This is a genomic window from Dactylosporangium maewongense, from assembly GCF_039531485.1.
GTDB classification, from domain to species: Bacteria; Actinomycetota; Actinomycetes; order Mycobacteriales; family Micromonosporaceae; genus Dactylosporangium; species Dactylosporangium maewongense.
The window spans coordinates 92,465-108,875 of record NZ_BAAAQD010000003.1; the positions used below are offsets into that span (position 1 = coordinate 92,465).

At 72.8% G+C, this 16,411-nt stretch carries 19 protein-coding genes, 1 tRNA gene and 1 pseudogene; 5 read left to right on the forward strand and 16 right to left on the reverse strand.

Annotated elements, in window-relative coordinates; translation table 11 throughout:
- Window positions 1–16 precede the first annotated feature (16 nt).
- The 5 genes and pseudogenes from ABD332_RS10165 to ABD332_RS10185 form a co-directional block, all read right to left on the reverse strand.
- A pseudogene (locus ABD332_RS10165) lies at window positions 17–238 on the reverse strand (hypothetical protein); the annotation flags it as partial.
- A 146-nt stretch (window positions 239–384) separates the two neighbouring features.
- Entirely contained in the window at window positions 385–1,164 is a 780-nt protein-coding gene (locus ABD332_RS10170; protein WP_344501557.1) for a hypothetical protein, read from the reverse strand.
- Between the two features lie 62 nt (window positions 1,165–1,226).
- Window positions 1,227–2,006, reverse strand: coding sequence for a hypothetical protein (locus ABD332_RS10175; RefSeq protein WP_344501558.1), 780 nt, complete (start codon window positions 2,004–2,006; stop codon window positions 1,227–1,229).
- A gap of 765 nt (window positions 2,007–2,771) precedes the next feature.
- Window positions 2,772–2,844, reverse strand: a tRNA-Ala gene (locus ABD332_RS10180).
- A gap of 72 nt (window positions 2,845–2,916) precedes the next feature.
- Window positions 2,917–3,471: a YqgE/AlgH family protein gene (locus ABD332_RS10185; RefSeq protein WP_344501559.1), complete on the reverse strand. Its 555-nt coding sequence runs from the start codon at window positions 3,469–3,471 to the stop codon at window positions 2,917–2,919.
- A 328-nt stretch (window positions 3,472–3,799) separates the two neighbouring features.
- Between ABD332_RS10185 and ABD332_RS10190 the strand changes: the two genes are divergently transcribed.
- Window positions 3,800–4,585 (forward strand): S-methyl-5'-thioadenosine phosphorylase, encoded by a 786-nt coding sequence (locus ABD332_RS10190; RefSeq protein WP_344501560.1) that lies wholly within the window; start codon window positions 3,800–3,802, stop codon window positions 4,583–4,585.
- A gap of 124 nt (window positions 4,586–4,709) precedes the next feature.
- Here the strand turns inward: ABD332_RS10190 and ABD332_RS10195 are convergent, their stop codons facing one another.
- The 4 genes from ABD332_RS10195 to ABD332_RS10210 all read right to left on the reverse strand — a co-directional run bounded on the left by ABD332_RS10195 (window position 4,710) and on the right by ABD332_RS10210 (window position 7,362).
- The gene (locus ABD332_RS10195) at window positions 4,710–5,714 is read right to left on the reverse strand and encodes a sensor histidine kinase (RefSeq protein ID WP_344501561.1); all 1,005 of its coding nucleotides are present in this window, start codon (window positions 5,712–5,714) and stop codon (window positions 4,710–4,712) included.
- Complete coding sequence (locus ABD332_RS10200; protein WP_344501562.1) at window positions 5,707–6,387, reverse strand: response regulator transcription factor; 681 nt, start codon at window positions 6,385–6,387, stop codon at window positions 5,707–5,709. The genes ABD332_RS10195 and ABD332_RS10200 overlap by 8 nt, the downstream gene beginning before the upstream one ends.
- 62 nt (window positions 6,388–6,449) lie before the next feature.
- Window positions 6,450–6,845 carry a hypothetical protein gene (locus tag ABD332_RS10205; protein WP_344501563.1) on the reverse strand — a complete coding sequence of 132 codons (396 nt, stop codon included), beginning with the start codon at window positions 6,843–6,845 and terminating at the stop codon, window positions 6,450–6,452.
- Between the two features lie 67 nt (window positions 6,846–6,912).
- On the reverse strand, window positions 6,913–7,362 hold the full coding sequence (locus tag ABD332_RS10210) for a MarR family winged helix-turn-helix transcriptional regulator (RefSeq protein ID WP_344501564.1): 450 nt from the start codon (window positions 7,360–7,362) through the stop codon (window positions 6,913–6,915).
- A gap of 61 nt (window positions 7,363–7,423) precedes the next feature.
- Here ABD332_RS10210 and ABD332_RS10215 point away from each other — a divergent pair, with 61 nt between their 5' ends.
- The 3 genes from ABD332_RS10215 (at window position 7,424) to ABD332_RS10225 (ending at window position 10,274) form a co-directional block, all read left to right on the forward strand.
- Window positions 7,424–8,974, forward strand: coding sequence for an MFS transporter (locus ABD332_RS10215; protein WP_344501565.1), 1,551 nt, complete (start codon window positions 7,424–7,426; stop codon window positions 8,972–8,974).
- A gap of 311 nt (window positions 8,975–9,285) precedes the next feature.
- On the forward strand, window positions 9,286–9,585 hold the full coding sequence (locus tag ABD332_RS10220; protein WP_344501566.1) for a hypothetical protein: 300 nt from the start codon (window positions 9,286–9,288) through the stop codon (window positions 9,583–9,585).
- On the forward strand, window positions 9,582–10,274 hold the full coding sequence (locus ABD332_RS10225) for a hypothetical protein (protein WP_344501567.1): 693 nt from the start codon (window positions 9,582–9,584) through the stop codon (window positions 10,272–10,274). The genes ABD332_RS10220 and ABD332_RS10225 overlap by 4 nt, the downstream gene beginning before the upstream one ends.
- A 207-nt stretch (window positions 10,275–10,481) precedes the next feature.
- On the opposite strand, the gene ABD332_RS10230 is transcribed toward ABD332_RS10225, so the two are convergent.
- Window positions 10,482–11,210, reverse strand: a complete 729-nt coding sequence (locus ABD332_RS10230; protein WP_344501568.1) for a substrate-binding domain-containing protein — start codon at window positions 11,208–11,210, stop codon at window positions 10,482–10,484.
- On the opposite strand from ABD332_RS10230, the gene ABD332_RS10235 reads away from it, so the two are divergent.
- Window positions 11,163–11,351: a hypothetical protein gene (locus ABD332_RS10235; RefSeq protein ID WP_344501569.1), complete on the forward strand. Its 189-nt coding sequence runs from the start codon at window positions 11,163–11,165 to the stop codon at window positions 11,349–11,351. The two genes, ABD332_RS10230 and ABD332_RS10235, sit on opposite strands and share 48 nt — an antisense overlap.
- 85 nt (window positions 11,352–11,436) lie before the next feature.
- On the opposite strand, the gene ABD332_RS10240 is transcribed toward ABD332_RS10235, so the two are convergent.
- The 6 genes from ABD332_RS10240 to ABD332_RS10265 form a co-directional block, all read right to left on the reverse strand.
- Window positions 11,437–12,735 (reverse strand): WD40 repeat domain-containing protein, encoded by a 1,299-nt coding sequence (locus tag ABD332_RS10240; RefSeq protein ID WP_344501570.1) that lies wholly within the window; start codon window positions 12,733–12,735, stop codon window positions 11,437–11,439.
- A complete protein-coding gene (locus ABD332_RS10245; RefSeq protein ID WP_344501571.1) occupies window positions 12,725–13,213 on the reverse strand; it encodes an RNA polymerase sigma factor in 489 nt (162 codons plus the stop codon). Before ABD332_RS10245 ends, ABD332_RS10240 begins: the two co-directional genes overlap by 11 nt.
- Window positions 13,214–13,255: 42 nt before the next feature.
- Window positions 13,256–14,239: an aldo/keto reductase gene (locus tag ABD332_RS10250; RefSeq protein ID WP_344501572.1), complete on the reverse strand. Its 984-nt coding sequence runs from the start codon at window positions 14,237–14,239 to the stop codon at window positions 13,256–13,258.
- 73 nt (window positions 14,240–14,312) lie between these two features.
- A complete protein-coding gene (locus ABD332_RS10255; RefSeq protein WP_344501573.1) occupies window positions 14,313–15,506 on the reverse strand; it encodes a hypothetical protein in 1,194 nt (397 codons plus the stop codon).
- A complete protein-coding gene (locus ABD332_RS10260) occupies window positions 15,503–16,024 on the reverse strand; it encodes a SigE family RNA polymerase sigma factor (protein ID WP_344501574.1) in 522 nt (173 codons plus the stop codon). Before ABD332_RS10260 ends, ABD332_RS10255 begins: the two co-directional genes overlap by 4 nt.
- Window positions 16,025–16,097: 73 nt before the next feature.
- Window positions 16,098–16,391, reverse strand: a complete 294-nt coding sequence (locus ABD332_RS10265; RefSeq protein ID WP_344501575.1) for a dihydrofolate reductase family protein — start codon at window positions 16,389–16,391, stop codon at window positions 16,098–16,100.
- Window positions 16,392–16,411 lie beyond the last annotated feature (20 nt).

Sequence of the window (16,411 nt, forward strand, 5' to 3'; positions counted from 1 at the left end):
GCTCATCCCGTGTCGCTCAGCCCACCTGCCAGAGCGCGCTGACGGGGACGGCGCGGAGCTTGGGGCCGAAGGGCAGGGTCGCGGTGCCGGTGTAGAGGACGACGCCGACGATGAAGTCGTCGCCGAGCCTGTCGCCGAGGCGGCGCAGCCCGCCGAAGTCGTCGGCCTTGACCGTGGACGAGGCCTTCACCTCGATGCCGACGACCTGGCCGCGACGGTTCTCCAGGACGGCGTCCCTAGCACCAGACTTTCGATCCGCGGCGGTTTGCTTTTCGATTTGCGCGCGTTTGGCTTTCGGTTTGCGGCACCGCATGCCGCCGGTTCGCGGCCGGGCGCCGGCAGGCGTCGGCGTGGCGGCAGGTGGACCCGGTGACGGGCAGGTGGTCAGGCGCCGGTCAGGGCCAGGTCGGCGCCGGCGCGGATGCCGGGGCCGGCGACGGTGGTCAGGTGGCCGTCGGCGTCGGCGTGCACGACGCGGGCGCTGGCGTGGTAGCGGATGTTGAGGTTCTCCGCGAAGTGCCGGCCGTTGAGCAGGCCGCCGGCGGCCATGACGGTGGCGATGTCCAGGGCCCAGTACCGGTGGCCCTGGTGCCCGTCGCGGTAGTGGACGGCGACCTCGCCGGACAGGTAGGCGTCGTAGACGACGCGGACGCCGAGGTCCATGTGCAGCGCGACCAGCTCGTCGCCCGCGGCACCCGGCGGCAGGTCGACGCTCGCGGACTCGACGGTGCCGGTGCCCCAGTCGTGGGTGTAGTCGAGGCCGGCGGCGCCGGCGGGGAACGTGATCGCGTAGCGGACCGGCGTCGTCGGGCTGACGCCGCCGACCGGCGACCACAGGTGCGTGGCGGTGCAGGTCAGGCGGGTGCCGGCGCCGGCCAGCGGGACGCTGACCGGCATGGAGCCGACGCCGGTGACGGAGGCGCTCTGCACGACCAGGGTCGTGGTGACCGGTGACCAGTCGTGCGAGCGGTGCAGGAACCCGTCGAGCTGCGCCAGATCGGGCCGCTCGCCGAGGCACGCCGTGACGGCCTCCGTGAGCGCCTCGCCGGACAGGCCGAAGAGCTCCGTCTCCTCGGCGGTGACCGGATGGTGGTCGGCGCCGGTCGCGTTGACGCTGGACGAGGCGTAGCAGAGCCCCGCGATGATCGACAGCTCGATGCCCATGACCGCCCCCTAGGTTGTAACGCCGCTGTTACGAAGCGTCCCACCCGTGCCGGAGGCCAAGGTCACGAATGCTGAAACCGCACCGAAGAGGAGCGCAGCGAGGCCTGGCGCGGTGCGGAGCGGACCTGCAGCGTCGCGCTGAACGCCTCGTCGTCGAGGCTGCGCTTGGACGACGCCGCCAGGTCGGCGGCCGCGGCGGCCTCCCGCTCGAGCGTCGAGGCCTGCTGGTACGCGCGGAACAGCCGGTCCCGGATGATCCGGCGCATCCGCAGCTGCTGCGCGAACGGGTGTTCCGTCGGGTCCCAGCCGTTGCGGTGCATGAGGGCGTCGGCGAGGTGCGCGGCGGACAGCTCGCCCCGCTGGTGCGCCGCGTTGACCATGCGGACCATGTGCTGCCGCCGGGTGTCCGGGTCGTCCTCGGTGAGCGGGAACGCCTGCGCCCGCTCCAGCCGCCGGACCCCCTTCTCGGCCTCCTCGTAAGCCCGCCACGCCGCCTCCTGCGTGCGCTGCGCGGCCTCCCACTCCTCCCGCCGGCGCCCGGCCATCACCGAGGTCCGGGACGCCGCGACGGCGACCTCATCGCTGTACCGCTGCAGCTCCTGAAGCTCGGCGTTCTTGCGCTCCATGGCGAGCTGCCGCTCCCGGGCGGCCTCCGGGTCCCGGATCGCCTTGCGCAGCCGGGCCCACCAGGACGGCCGCCCGGACCGCCCGGCCTTGGCCTCCTGGCGCTTGGACAGCAGGGTCAGAACAACGAACGTGACGAAGACGGCGGCGAGCAGCGCGGCCCAGATCGCGAGCGCTTCGCGCATCCCGTGAGCAAGGTCCTGCAGAGCGGCGTCCATGAATGCACCTCGAGGGGGGATCGAGCGGCGAGAGGGGGACGTCTCAAACCCAGGCGCGAGGCGGCGCCCGCCCAGCGACAGCCCCCACGGCGAACGCGTCGAGAACCACCGCGACGACAGCAGATGTACCAGTAGCCGGCGCGACCCCGGCCGGAAATTCAGGCGCCGAGCTGATGACTGCGGGCAGCGCCGCAGACGATGCACGTACGGCGTTCCCCGAGGCGACCCGCACGGCCCCCGCAACGGGCGGCGCCCCCCGATCCACAGTGGACGCCGGCAGCGCGGGCGTGAACCCCGCGCCCAGAATCACCGCACACAACGCCAACGCCAACCGCCGCACGCCACGCCGCAGGCGGCTCGCAGGCGCAACGACGTACATGACTCAAACATGCCCTGCGAAGATGAAGGTCGCAACATGGGAACGCGCACCGTGACCTGTCCCACGCGCCGGTCCACGCCGCCACCCGTACACCACCCGACAGACGAAACGGAGCCCCGACGACACAAACGTCGCCCCCGAACCGGTCTTGTGGGAGTGTCGGGCGGGGCAAGGCTCCCCCACCGGGGAGCACCGGCAAAGCCGGTACGCGGGAAATCATCGAGCGCTGATGCGAAACGTCGCCCCCGAACCGATCTTGTGGGGGTGTTGGGTGGAGCAAAGCTCCCCCACTGGGGAGCACCGGCGAAGCCGGTGCGCGGGGAATGACGACATCACCAACGCGAAACGGCGGACCCGCCGTGAGCAGGGTCCGCCGATTGATGGAGTGGAGACGAGGGGACTCGAACCCCTGACCCCCACACTGCCAGTGTGGTGCGCTACCAGCTGCGCCACGTCCCCATCTTCGTGCCCCGGTCTTGCGGGCACTCACGGAATAGTACACAACCTTGGAGGGGGTCTCACACCGGGTATCTAGTTCTGCGTCGGGTCGGCCGGGTAGTGGGCGACGGCGGCCATGAGCCCGCCCTGGCGGCGCAGGACCATGTGCCAGAGGTCGTCCGGGCGGGGGGCGAAGGCGTCGCTGGGGAGGGCGTCGAAGACGAACCAGGAGCCGCTCTCGATCTCGCGCTCCAGCTGCCCCGGGGACCAGCCCGCGTAGCCGGCGAAGACGCGGACGCCGACGACGCCGGCGACGAGGAGGTCGGGGTCGCCGGAGAGGTCGACGGTGCCGACGGCGCCCGAGACGCGGTTGAAGCCGGCCAGGTCCTCGACGCCGGGGCGGGTGCGGGCGAGGCAGATCGCGGCCTCGGGCTGCACGGGGCCGCCCTCGAAGACGACGGGTGGCTCGCCGGCCAGGGCGCCCCAGCCGCCGAGGACGTCGGCGACCTGGACCTCGGTGGCACGGTTGAGGACGACGCCGAGGGCGCCGCCTTCCTCGTGGGCGACGACGAGGACGACGGTGCGTTCGAAGTTGGGGTCGCGGAGCGCGGGCGTCGCCACCAGCAGCCGGCCGGTCAACGACTCCATCGCCCTCCCTCGACGCTGTTTCGACGTGCCCCGCCCGCCGGAGCTCCCCCTCCGGGGTGATCCCCTGCCGGTCGGCGCTCCGAACATCCCACCGGCCTGGTCAGCACCACCCGAAGAACCGGACGAACCGCCACCCGGCGAACCGGACGAACCGGAGTCGCCGGACGAGTCTGACGGACGGAACTGTTCCATCCCACCGAGATCCCCGTATGAAGACATCAGCTCCACCAGCAGACATGACGGGCCGCGCGGTTGAGGACGAGCCGGGGTGCGAGCGTCATGTCTCGCACATTAGCCTGACCCGCCGCTCGCGGTTAGGGTCTGTTGCGTGACCTCACTCGCGGACGTTGCCGTCATCGGTGGTTCAGGGCTGTATGCGCTGCTCGACGACGCCGAGGAACATGTGCTCGACACGCCGTTCGGCGCGCCGTCGGATCCGGTCACGGTGGCGACGGTCGGCGGGCGGCGCACGGCGTTCCTGCCCCGGCACGGCAAGGACCACCGGTTCCCGCCGCACAGGATTCCCTACCGGGCGAACCTGTGGGCGCTGCGGGAGATCGGGGTGCGGCAGATCCTGGCCCCGTGCGCGGTCGGCGGGCTGCGGCCTGAGCTGGGGCCGGGCACGTTCGTGGTGCCGGACCAGCTGATCGACAGGACGTCGGGGCGGGTGCAGACGTTCTACGACACGGGCGCAGTGCACGTGAACTTCGCCGATCCGTATTGCACCGACGGGCGGGCCGTCGTGAAGAAAGTTGCAGCGGAGCACGGGATCGACACGCACGACGGCACGATGGTGGTCGTCGAGGGGCCCCGGTTCTCCACCCGGGCGGAGTCGCGGTGGTACACCGCGATGGGTGGCGCTGTCGTGAACATGACCGGCCACCCGGAGGCCGTCCTGGCCCGGGAGCTGGCGCTGTGCTACACGTCGATCGCGCTCGTCACCGACCTCGACGCGGGGGTCGAGGGTGACCACGGGGTGACGATGGACGAGGTGTTCGCGGTGTTCGCGGCCAACACCGAGCGGCTGCGGAAGGTGCTGCTGGACGTGGTCCCGGCCCTGCCCGAGCTGCCCGACGACCCGTGCCAGCACGCGCTGGACGGCATGCCGGTCTAGCGGGCCGGCGGGCCGGTCTCCAAGGACCGACGGGCCGGTCTCACAGCCGGTCTCACAGCCGGTCTCACAGCCGGTCTCACAGCCGGTCTCACAGCCGGTCTCACAGCCGGTCTCAAAGGCCGGTCTAGGGGAACCGCACCACGAAGCGGCAGCCGTCGCCCTCGTTGGCGACGGCGACGTCGCCGTGGTGCGCCTCCACGAGGCCGCGGACGATGGCGAGGCCCAGCCCGCCGCCGGCCTCCCGGGTCGGGGTCCTGGCCGCGGTACCGCGGAAGGCCACGTCGAACACGCGCGGCAGATCCGACTCGGGGATGCCGCCGCACGTGTCGCTGACGGCGAGCCAGCCGCCCTTCGTGTCCTGGCCGCCGGTCACGGCCACGGTGCCGTCGGGCGGCGTGTACCGGATGGCGTTGCGGATGAGGTTGTCGACCACGCGGGACAGCTCCGGGACGGACCCCTGGATGGTCGGCCACCCGTTCGACGACGCGGTGAGATGGATGCCGGCTGCCGCCGCGAGCGGCGTCGCGGTGGCGATCGCGTCGGAGACCACGTCGCCGAGGGGCACCTCGGACAGGGTCAGCTGCAGCGCGCCGGCGTTGATCCGGGACAGCTCGAAGAGGTCGTCGACGAGCGCGGCCATCCGGTCGGTCTCGGCGCTGATGCGACGGTGGTAGTCGGCGACGGTCGACGGGTCGGAGACGACGCCGTCCTCCAGGGCCTCGGCCATGGCGCGCAGCCCCGCGAGGGGCGTCCGCAGGTCGTGCGAGACCCAGGCGACCAGCTCGCGGCGCCGGGCCTCGGCCGCCCGCTCCCGCTCCCGCGCCTCGGCGGCCCACATGCTGGCCCTGGCGAGCCGCCCGCCGGCCCAGAGCCCGGCGGCGAGGCTGACGGTGGCGGCGGTGCCGACGACGATGAGCAGCACGTGCAGGTCGTGGTCGGAGATGAACATCTCCATGGAGGCGCCGACGATCCCGGCGAGCACGCTCAGGACGGTGACGAGCAGCAGCACCACGATGTGCGCGGTCACGGAGCGGCCCCGCAGCGGCCCGCGCAGGACGAGCAGCCCGGCGACGGCGACGGCCAGCGAGCAGCCGAGGGCCATCAGGAACGTGAGGAGGACGTCACGCATATTCGTACCGGTAGCCGACGCCCCACACGGTGAGGATGCGCCGCGGCTCGGCCGGGTCGTCCTCGACCTTCTCCCGGAGGCGTCGCATGTGGACGGTGACGGTGGACTGGTCGCCGAAGGTCCAGCCCCACACCTGCTGGAGCAGCTCGGCGCGGCGCAGGACCCGGCCGGGGTTGCGCATCAGGAACACCAGCAGGTCGAACTCGCGCACGGTCAGCGCCAGCGCCTCGCCGCGCAGCGTGGCGGTCCGCCGCTCGGCGTCGACGCGCAGCTCCCCGTCGACGAGCGTCTCCTCGACCGGGGCCGGGACGGCCCGGCGCAGCACCGACTGGACCCGCAGGACCAGCTCGCGGGGTGAGAACGGCTTGGTGACGTAGTCGTCGGCGCCCAGCTCGAGGCCGAGGACGCGGTCGGACTCCTCGCCGAGGGCGGTCAGCATGATGACCGGCAGCGTGCGGTCCTGCGCGCGCAAGCGCCGGCAGACCTCGAGCCCGTCGATGCCGGGCAGCATGAGGTCGAGCACGACGAGGTCCGGTCGTTCGGCGTCGTACGAGTCGAGCGCCTGCCGGCCGTCACCAGCGAGCGCGACGGTGAACCCTTCGCGTTCCAGGTATCGCCGCACCACGTCGCTGACGGTCGGGTCGTCGTCGACGACCAGCACACGTTGCCCCATCACCCGAGCCTAGAGCGCCCGGAAGCGCCTTCGGAATCACCGGGCGAGCCGTAAGCGAACCGTCAGGTCTCGCCGCCCAGGTCGGTCTCGTACGCCTCGTGCAGCAGGTCGGCGCCGCGCTGCCGGTGCTGCCACACCTCCCGGATCAGCCGGGCCGCGTCCTCGCAGACCACCTCCGGGCGGACGCCGCCCGCACCGAGGTGCCCTTCCAGGTCGTCCAGGGCCTCCCAGACGGTCTCGTGCTCGTCGACCAGACCGTAGAGTCCCCGCGCAAGCCGGGGCGCGTCGCCGAGGACACCCGCGTAGAGCCCGGACGGGCCCTCGGTCTCCCGGACGTGGGCGGCGAACGCCGCCTTGAGCTGAGCGACGGCCTGACTGACCGCCGGGCGCCAGGCCGGGTCACCGGCCGGCGTCTGTATCGCGTGCTCCACCCGTTGTATGCCACCGAGCAGTTCCATGGGACGCACCTCCGCCGCGGCTACGTCAGTCCCTCCATGGTGTGACCTGGAGCACAATTTGTCCAGGCTAAAGCGTCGAAATCTCCTCATTCACCCCGGCCGAGGCGCCGGCCATCCGGTGCAGCCACGTGGAGACCACCGCCAGATCCGCCTCACTGAACCCGGCCGAGAGGCGGGCCTCGACGGCCTGCACGGTCGGCAGCGCGGCCTCCAGCCGCTCCAGCCCGAGCGGGGTCAGCATGATCTGCTGCGAGCGCCGGTCGGTGGGGTGCTGGCGCCGCTCGACCAGGCCCGCGCGCTCCAGGCCGCCGAGCATCTCGTTGGCCGACTGGCGGGCGGTGGACACCTTGCGGGCGACGTCGGCGACCGACATGCCCGGCGACTCCCGCAGCAGGAGCAGCGAGGCGAACTGCGCGACCGAGAGGTCGTGCTCGACGAGCGCCTCGGCGACCACGCCGCGCAGGCTCAGCCACGCGTGCCGGACGAGAAACGTGGAGCAGGCTTCGTCGGTACTCACGGGACCATTGTGCGCCGTGCCAGTATTGACAGGAACCTGACGTTATTGCCACAGTGAAGCCATGACCGTCAGGGACCTGTCAATAAAGCTACCCCAGCAGCGTCGCGTGCTGTCGGTGCTCGTCTTCGCCGCGGTGCTGATCTGGATCGACACGACCATCCTCGGCATCGCCCTCGAACGCATCGCCGACCCGCGGGCCGGTCTCGGCGCGACCCCCGGCGAGCTGCAGTGGGCCGTCGGCTCGTATGCGCTGCTCTTCGCCACCGCGCTGTTCGCCGCCGGCGCGCTCGGCGACCGCTACGGGCACCGCACGATCCTCGCCGCCGGCCTGGCGATCTTCGGGGCCGCCTCGGTCTGGGCCGCCTGGGCGGGCGACGCGACCGGCCTGATCCTGGCCCGCGGCCTGATGGGGCTCGGCGGGGCGATGATGATGCCGACCTCGATGGCGATCATCGGCGCGACGTTCCCGGCCGAGCGGCGCGCCGGCGCGATCGCGGCCTGGTCGGCGTCCAGCGGCGTCGGCGTCGCGCTCGGCCCGCTGCTCGGCGGCGTGCTCGTCGACCACTTCTGGTGGGGGTCGGTGTTCCTGGTCAACCTGCCCGTCGTCGCCATCGCCCTCACCGGCGTCCTGCTGGTCGTGCCCAACCCGAAGCTCGTGCAGCGGCGCCGCCCCGACCCGCTCGGTCTGGTGCTGTCCACCGGTGGCCTGGCGCTGCTGGCGTACGGGCTGATCGAGGCCGGCCAGAACACCGACTGGACCCGCTGGCAGGTGTGGGCGACCACGCTCGCCGGTCTCGTGGTGCTCGCGCTGTTCACGGTCGTGGAGTGGCGCTCGGCGGAGCCGTCGTTCGACCCGCGCCTATTCCGCAACGGCCGCTTCAGCGCCGGCAACGTCGCCCTCGCCACCCTGTTCTTCGGCATCACCGGCCAGATGTTCTACGGCAACTTCTACCTGCAGGGCGCCCTCGGCATGTCGGCCCTGGAGACCGGCCTGGCGTTCCTGCCGGGCGCGATCGGGGTCGCCGCCGGCTCCGGCATCGGCGCGCGGCTGGCGAAGCGCTTCGGCGTCGGCCCCGTCAGCGGCGTGTCGCTGCTGGTGGTGGCCGCGGGCTTCCTGGCCAACCTCACGTTCGACCTGGACACGCCGCTGCTGTGGTTCTGCGCCGTCGGGTTCGTCAGCGGGATCGCGATGGGCATGGCCATCGCGCCGACCGTCGCCGCCGTCATCGCGGTGCTGCCGCTGGACCGCATGGGCGCCGGCTCGGCGGTCAACAACACCGTCCGGCAGGTCGGCAGCGTCCTGGGCATCGCGCTGCTCGGCACGATCCTCGCGAGCACCTACCGGGACCGGATCGCGCCCGCCCTCGCCGGCCTGCCGCCGTCCGCCCGCGACGCCGCCGCACCGTCTGCCGAGCACACCCGCGCGGTCGCGGAGCAGCTGCACCGGGCCGACCTGGCCGCCGCGGCCGACGACGCGTTCGTGACCGCGATGCACGTCACGGCCGCCACCGGCGCTCTCGTCGCCTTCGCGGGTGGCGTACTGCTGCTGGCGGCGTTCCGCAGCAGGAAGTCCACTGTGGAAGATCAGCGGGTCTTGTCACCGACGGGTTGAGGCCCGACGATGACCACATGCCGGCAAACCGGGGGGTTGCGGCCGCACTTGTGCTGGCCGGGGGCTTGGCGATCGCATCGGCGGTCCTCGCCGGATGGGGCCCGTGGCGGTTCGTCGCGCTGATCCCGCTCGAACGACCCTCCAGGGCGATCGCGGTGCTGGTCACCGGGGTCGCCCTGGTCGCTGCCGGCCTCCTGCGTTCTTTCCTGCCGGCTTCGTTGGCTTCTTTGGCTTCGTTGCCTTGGTTAGCTTCGTTGCCTTGGTTAGCTTCGTTGGCCTGGTTGGCTTTGTTGGCTTTGTTGGTGGGCGTCGTGATCGCCGGCTTGGACGCGGGGCCGGCCACGGTCGCCGAGTCGGGCGACGGCCGGTTCACGCTGGTGGCGTACGACCGCGACCACCGCCACTACGTCTTACGCACCACCGGCCCGTTCGGCCGCGAGGGCCGCACCGACGTGGCATGCACCGCTCCCGGCGGCGTCCAGGTGCGGGCCGTGCGGTTCTCCGACGGGCGGCAGGTCGCGTTCGACACCTCCGACGGCCTCACCTGGCAGGTCGGCTTCTCCCCCGGCAGCCTCCGGCCGACCAGGATCCTGGACTGGTGCACCCGATGATGCCCCACTGGGGCACTGGCCTCGCGCGCCGCTGGGGTGCCATCGCCCTCACCGTCCTCAGCGTCGCGGCGCTCGTGACCGTCTCGGCGGGCCTGCTGACCGCGTCGGTCGCACCGTGGCGCTTCGTGCGGTTCATCCCCTTCGAACGCCCCGCCGGCTGGATCCCGGTGGCCGTGACCGCCGTCGCCGGACTCGTGGCGGCCGGATGGCTCGGCCTGCGCACCCCCGCCGTCAGGAGGGCCGTCACCGGCTTCGGCACGGTCGCGGTGCTCCTCACGGTGTGCGCCGGCGCCGCCGCCAACGTCGGCAGCGTCCTGGCCGGCGACCCGGCACAGGCCCCGGCGAAGCTGGTCGCGGCGACCGGCGACGGCCTGGAGCTCGTCGCCCACCTGGCGGACCAGCGGCACTACCGGCTGCGCACCACCGGCCCGTTCGCCCGCGAGGGCACCACCGACGTCGCCTGCACCGCCCACCAGTCGGAGCAGGAACGCCCCGACGTCGAGGCCCCGCCGGACAACACCCACCCCCCGATGATGCCGGCGGTCCGGGTGGAGTCGGCCAGGTTCCCCGACCCCACGCACCTGGAGCTGACCACCACCGACGGCCGCACGTGGACGATCCGCATCAACGGCGTCAACCCCGACCGCACCCTCGACTGGTGCGGCCGGCGCTCCGACGAACCCCGCTGACCCCTCGCCACGCCGGCATTATGATGGGTGGCACCACCGACAAGAAATTTGGTCGGTGGTGCTAGGCTGAGGGACAAGAACGCGGCGGCACCGGCCCGGCTCCCGTGCCATCACAACAGGCCCGGCGCACCCGTCGAACTCCGCGAAAGGCGAGCAGGGGGACAGGAACAGGAAGCGGCGCGCCGGGCGGTACGCGCGAAAAGGCCGTCAGCAGGCCGTCGATGCTCTGACCTTGAGATCGCACGGGACCCGGATGAGCTCGTGGTGCTGTGGCGCGCCGTTGATCGCGGCGAGCAGCAGGCTGCCGGCGGTCCTGCCCATCTCGTGCAGCGGCAGCGCCACCGTGGTCAGCGGCGGGCGCTGGTGCACGGCCAGGGACCGGTCGTCGAAGCCGACGACCGCGACGTCGCCGGGGATCCGCAGGCCCCGCTCGTGGATCGCGGCGAGCGCGCCGGTGGCCAGGTCGTCGCTGGCGCAGAAGATCGCGTCCGGTGGCTGCGCCGCGGCGAGCATCGACTCGGCCAGGGCGAAGCCGTCCTCGGGCGACCACGACGGCGAGTGCCGCACGAGCGCCGGGTCGAGGGCGAGGCCGGCCTCCTGGACGGTGACGGTGAGCCCGTCGAGCCGGTCGCGGGTCGCGTCCCACGAGGCCGGCCCGTTGATGAACCCGATCCGCCGCCGGCCGATGTCGATCAGGTGCCGGGCGGCGAGGGCCGCGCCGCCGCGGTCGTCGGGCAGCACGCTCGGCACGGGCTCGGAGGTGCCGTACTCGTACAGGAACACGTACGGCGTGCCGGACAGCGGCAGGGCCGGGCCGGGGCGCGGGCGGACCCGGTTGCCCGACATGATGATCAGCCCGTCGACCTGGCGGTCGATGAGCCGGCGCAGGTGCTTGCGCTCCTTCTCGGGGTCGCCGTAGCTGTTGGCGAGCAGCACAACCCGCACTGGCGGCTGCCGGTCCGCGAGGGCGTCCTGCCGACGCTGACCGTCGTCGACGACACGCTGGACGCCGCACCCGAGCGGGTGGCACTGATCGTCCAGGACGCCCGGGAGTACGCCGCGAAGTACCTGACCTGACAAACCCGAGGACTCCCGGTGGCGGCCGGGATATCACGGCGGCGGCGCGGCCTGAGCACCCGCGCCGCCGCCGCCTTTCTGCACATCAGCGGCCGCGAGGTCGCCCCGTGGCCCTTCTCCGGGACCACAGCAGCCAGCCCAGGCCCACGACGGCGATGGCGGCCGCGGCGGTGGTGAGGCGGAGCCAGACCGGCCACGGGCCGCGGTCGGGGTCGCCGCCCGGGGCGACCCGCGCCGACGGCAGCAGCGCGGTGGCAGCCTGCAGGTCGTAGGTGGTGGAGCCGTCGGCGGTGGTCAGCGGGCGCAGGTCCGGTCCGCTGACCGTGCGGTGCTCGGTGGCGCCGCCCTGGGTGACCAGCGGCCGGTCCTGCGCCGCCCAGCCGACCAGCGCGATCTGCTCCTTCGTGACGATCGGCGCGGGCGGCGGGGTCCGGTCCGCCGGGCTGGTGGGCAGGAACGTGATCGTGCAGTCGAGCTTGCCCACGCCGGCGTTGTCGGCGACGGCGAGCCACCGGCCGTCCGGCGACCAGGCGGCCTGCCCGGCGATCAGCACGCCGAAGCCGACGGGGTCGAGTCCGGTGACGACCTCATCGTCGGTGAGGTCGAGGATGCGGATCGCGCGCCGCGGCTCGACCTCCGTGTCGGGGGTTCCCTGCACGGCGAGCCGCCGGCCGTCGGGGGAGAACGCGGCGGCCGTCGCCACCGTCGCGAGCCTGGTGGAGGTGCCGGTCGTGAGGTCGAGGACCGCCGATTCGGTGTCGCCCACGGTGTACGCGAGGCGGGTCCCGTCAGGTGACCAGGCCAGCGGCTGGACCGCCCCGGTGCCGGAGGTCGCGCTGGTGGCGGTCACGCCGGTGCGCAGGTCGACGACGGCGACGTCGGCGGCGGCGGCGATGCTGCCGACCGCGACCCGCGTGCCGTCGGGGGCGAGCAGCGCCGGCGCGTCCTGCCAGGTGCCGAGCTCGACGGGGCCGCCGCGCCGCTCGGCCTCGTCGAGCCGGCGGTACGTGTGCCCGTCGGTGCTCAGCACGACCGTCTGCAGGGTGTGCAGCCAGCGCGGGCCGTTGCTGCCCTGCACGTACATGAGGAGCGCGGGGCCGGGCGGTGCCTCGGACACCGGGGCGGTCAGCAGCGACAGGCCCGCGAGGCGGGTCGGCAGGACCGTCCCGTCGGTGGGCGCCGCCGGCTGCGCCAGCAGCCCCGGGCCGAGCGCCGCCGCGGCCAGTACACCCAGAACTCCGGCGGCACTGAGCAACGGACGCCACCGGCCCGGCTTCGTCGTGGCCCGCGCCATCAGCACGGCGACGTCCGGGGGGTCGACGGGGACGGCGTCGGCGATGGAGCGGACGGCCGCGCCGACGCGGGCCTGCGGGTCAGACGACATCGAGGTCCTCCTTGATCGCGGTCAGCGCCCGGTGCAGCAGCGACTTGACCGTGCCCGGGCGGCAGCCGAGCGCGGCGGCGATCTGCGCCTCCGGCAGGTCGAGGTAGAACCGCATGAAGACGGCCGCCCGCTGCCGCGGCGAAAGCTTCCGCAGCGCGGCCCGGACGACCTGGGCGTCGGGTGTCGTCTCGGCGCTCAGCTCCCGCGAAGCGGTGGCGTGGCGGCGCTCCAGCCGGCGGCGGCGCACCCACGATGTGCACCGCGACACCACCGCCCGGCGCAGGAACGGCACCGGCTCGCGGACCTGGTCTCCGCGGCGGAACCACTCGATGAACGCCTCCTGTGCGACGTCCTCGGCCGCGGCGAGGCTGCCCGTCGTCAGGTACGCCAGCCGGACGAGCGCCGGGTAGTGCACGGCGTACACCTCCCGGAAGGCCTCCTGGTCGAGGCCCTCCGGGGCGGGATCGTCAGTCACCACGGTCACATCGTGCAGGCGCACGAGGTGCCGGGTCGGTTCCGGCTACCTTCCCATGAGTTTTTCGACGTCGGCGAGCTCCGACGCGGCGAGCGGCCCGTGGACGAGCGCGCCGGCGTTCTCCTCGACCTGCGCGACGGTGCGGCAGCCCGGGATCGGCACGGTCCGGCCGCTGTACGCCCACAGCCACGCGAGCGCACCCTGGGCGAGGGTCCGGCCGCCGGACGTCAGGACGTCACGGACGGCGTCGATCCTGTTCAGGAACTCCGCCGCCGGGCGCCCGTCGGTGAAGTAGGTCATCCACTCGGGGCTGAGCCCGCGGACGTCGTCCTCCGGCAGCTTCGACTCGGCGGTGTACCTGCCGCCGAGCAGACCCATCGCGAGCGGCCCGCGGATGATGACGCCGAGGTCGTGCTGGTCGGCGACGGGAATCACGCCGAAGGAGCCCCGCAGCACCGAGAGGTCCGCCTGGATCGTGGTGCAGTGGACGCCGGCCTCGGCGAACGCGGTCGCCCGCTCCGGGAAGTCGGTGCTCCACCCGTACGCGCGGATCAGGCCCTGCTCCACGAGCGCCTCGAGGGCCGGGATCAGGTCCAGCGCCTGCGGGATCGGCAGGCCGTTGATGTGCAGCTGGTACAGGTCGATGTAGTCCGTGCCGAGCCGCCGCAGCGATTCCCGGACGGCCCGCCCGACCCCCTCGGGCGTGCCGTCGTCGGGGCCGACCTGGCGGGTCTGCTCGTCGAACGTGCCACCGAACTTCGTGGCGATGACCGCCTGGTCCCGTCTTCCTTGCAGGGCCGTGGCCAGGATCTTCTCGCTGTGCCCGGCGCCGTAGACGTTGGCGGTGTCGAAGAACGTGACGCCCAGGTCGAGCGCCCTGCGGATCGCCCGGATCGACTCGTCGTCGTCGACCTCGCCCCAGCCGAGCGGCTGGTCCCCGGCCCAGAAGGGCCCGCCGATCGCCCAGCAGCCGATCCCCAGCGCGCTGACCTCGATGCCGCTGCGGCCCAGTTTCCTCGTTTCCGTCATGGTCGTCAGGCTGCCAGCTGGAGCGCGCTCCAGGTCAACTCGTGCAGCTCCACGTGACCGCGACCGGCTCCGCTCAACTCGTGCAGCTCCAGGTGACCGCGACCGGCTCCGCGTTCATCGTGCTGCCCCGGCTGGACAGGTATCCGGCGACGACCGTCCCGTCGTCGCTGAGCGCCTCGACGGTCAGCATCGCCGTCTTCTCGTCGTACCCGGCCGGCAGCGGCAGCTTCTGCGTGGTGCCGTCGGGCGCGACGATCGTCTGCTCGCCGGCGATCCGGCCCTGGGCGTTGACCACCCACATCAGGCCGTCCGCCATGTCGAACTGGCCGGTGCGCAGGTTCCACCGCGGCGCACCGATGAACCGGCCGCCGCCGCGGGCCGGATCGTCGTGCCCGGCCCAGCCGACCACCCAGCCGTCCCGGATCGCCTTGGCGCTGTACGTGGTCGCGGGCTTACCGTTGACCTGCGGCTGCGGCAGCTGCTGGACGGTGCCCGCCGGCGACCAGACGTAGCCCAGGTCCGCCTTCGCCTCGCCGCCGACCAGGGCGCCGACCACGGTGCCGTCCTCGTCGATGCCGGTCGCCTTGCCGGTCATGCCCTTCGCCGGCGTCGCCAGCATCGTCGGCTGCGCGTCCGGCGACGCCCACATCGCCGCCCTGCCCTGGACCGACCCGACGATGACCCCCCGTTCGTTGATCGCGAACGCCTGGGCGTCAGTACCGGCGAGCTTGCTGAACTTCCCGTCCTTGTACACCCACGCCGTGGTCGTGTCGGCGGTGGTGAAGCTGGTGCCGACGAGCACGCCCTTGGAGGTGGCGTCGTACAGCGTCGGGTCGTCGCCCGGCATGGGCACCTTCCGCAGCTGCCGGTCCTCCCACACGACGGTCGACGGGTGCCCGCTCTCGTAGGTGCGGCCGACGATGTACCTGCCGGTCGGGTCGGACCCGCTGACGACCGCCTTCCCCTCCGCGAGCTTCTGCACCTCGCACCCTTTCGGACCGGTGCTCCGGCCCGGTTCCTGGTTGGGGCTCGCTCCCGTCACGGCCGGCTTGTCCGCTCCGCCGTCCGTCACCGCGGCCCATCCGGCGACCGCCACGATGACGGCCGTGGCGCCGGCGCCCGCGATCCGCACCCGCCGGTGGTGCCGGTCCCCGTCGGCCATCGCCCGCGCGACGTCCACCGTGGACGGTCCCATCGGCCGCCCACCGGCCAGCGGCCGCAGCAGCGCCGCACCGTCCTGTTCGTGCTCGTGCTCGTGCACCGTCATCGTCCTCTCCGCATCTCGGCCGGTTCGGCCTCCTCGACGTACCTGCGCAACGTCGCCAGCCCGCGGGCGGTCTGGCTCTTGACCGTGCCGGGCGAGCAGTCGAGCATCGCGGCGACCTCGTCCACCGGCAGGTCACACAGGAACCGCAGCACCAGCACCGCCCGCTGCCTGCGCGGCACCCGGGCGAGCGCGGCCCGCAGCACGACGGCCTCCTCGACCCGCTCCGCCGCCGCGCTCCGCGGGTCCGGCGCGTCGGGTGGCTCCGCCGTCAACCCGACCCGGAACCAGGTCCGCCGCCGCTCGTCGACGAACCCGCGGACGACCATCGTCCGCACGTACTGGTCCAGGTGCTCGACGTCCCTGATCCGCTGCCACTTGACGTACAGCTTGGTGATCGCCTGCTGCACGAGATCGTCGGCGCGGTGCTCGTCCCCGCACAGGATGTACGCCAGCCTGCGCAACGACGGCATGGCGCCCGTCACGTACTCGACGTACTCGCGCTTCGCCTCGGCCCGCATGCCCGCCCTCCCTGGTGTCGCGACTTCAACGCGTCCCAGCCCGCTCGCGGTTGCACGGTTTCCGCCAGAAGTTTCAGCACCGCAGCCGGTAGTCCAGGTGGGTAACACCCCGACCCACGATGATCGTCGGCTCCTCGACCTTGGCGGGCTTTCCGGCGTGTACGAGTTCGCGGAGCACCTGGACACCACCCGGGACCAGGTTGATCCGCAGCTCGTCCAGCAGTCCCGCGTCGAGGCACTGGCGGGCTACCTGTCCCGGCCCGACCCCGACGATCCCGCCGCCGGCGACCGCGACGGCCTGCTCGTCGGCGCGCCTGTACTGGCCGGCCCCGCTGTCTTGCACGCCGACGACGACCTTCTTGTCCACAAAAGTGACGGTCTTCCGGC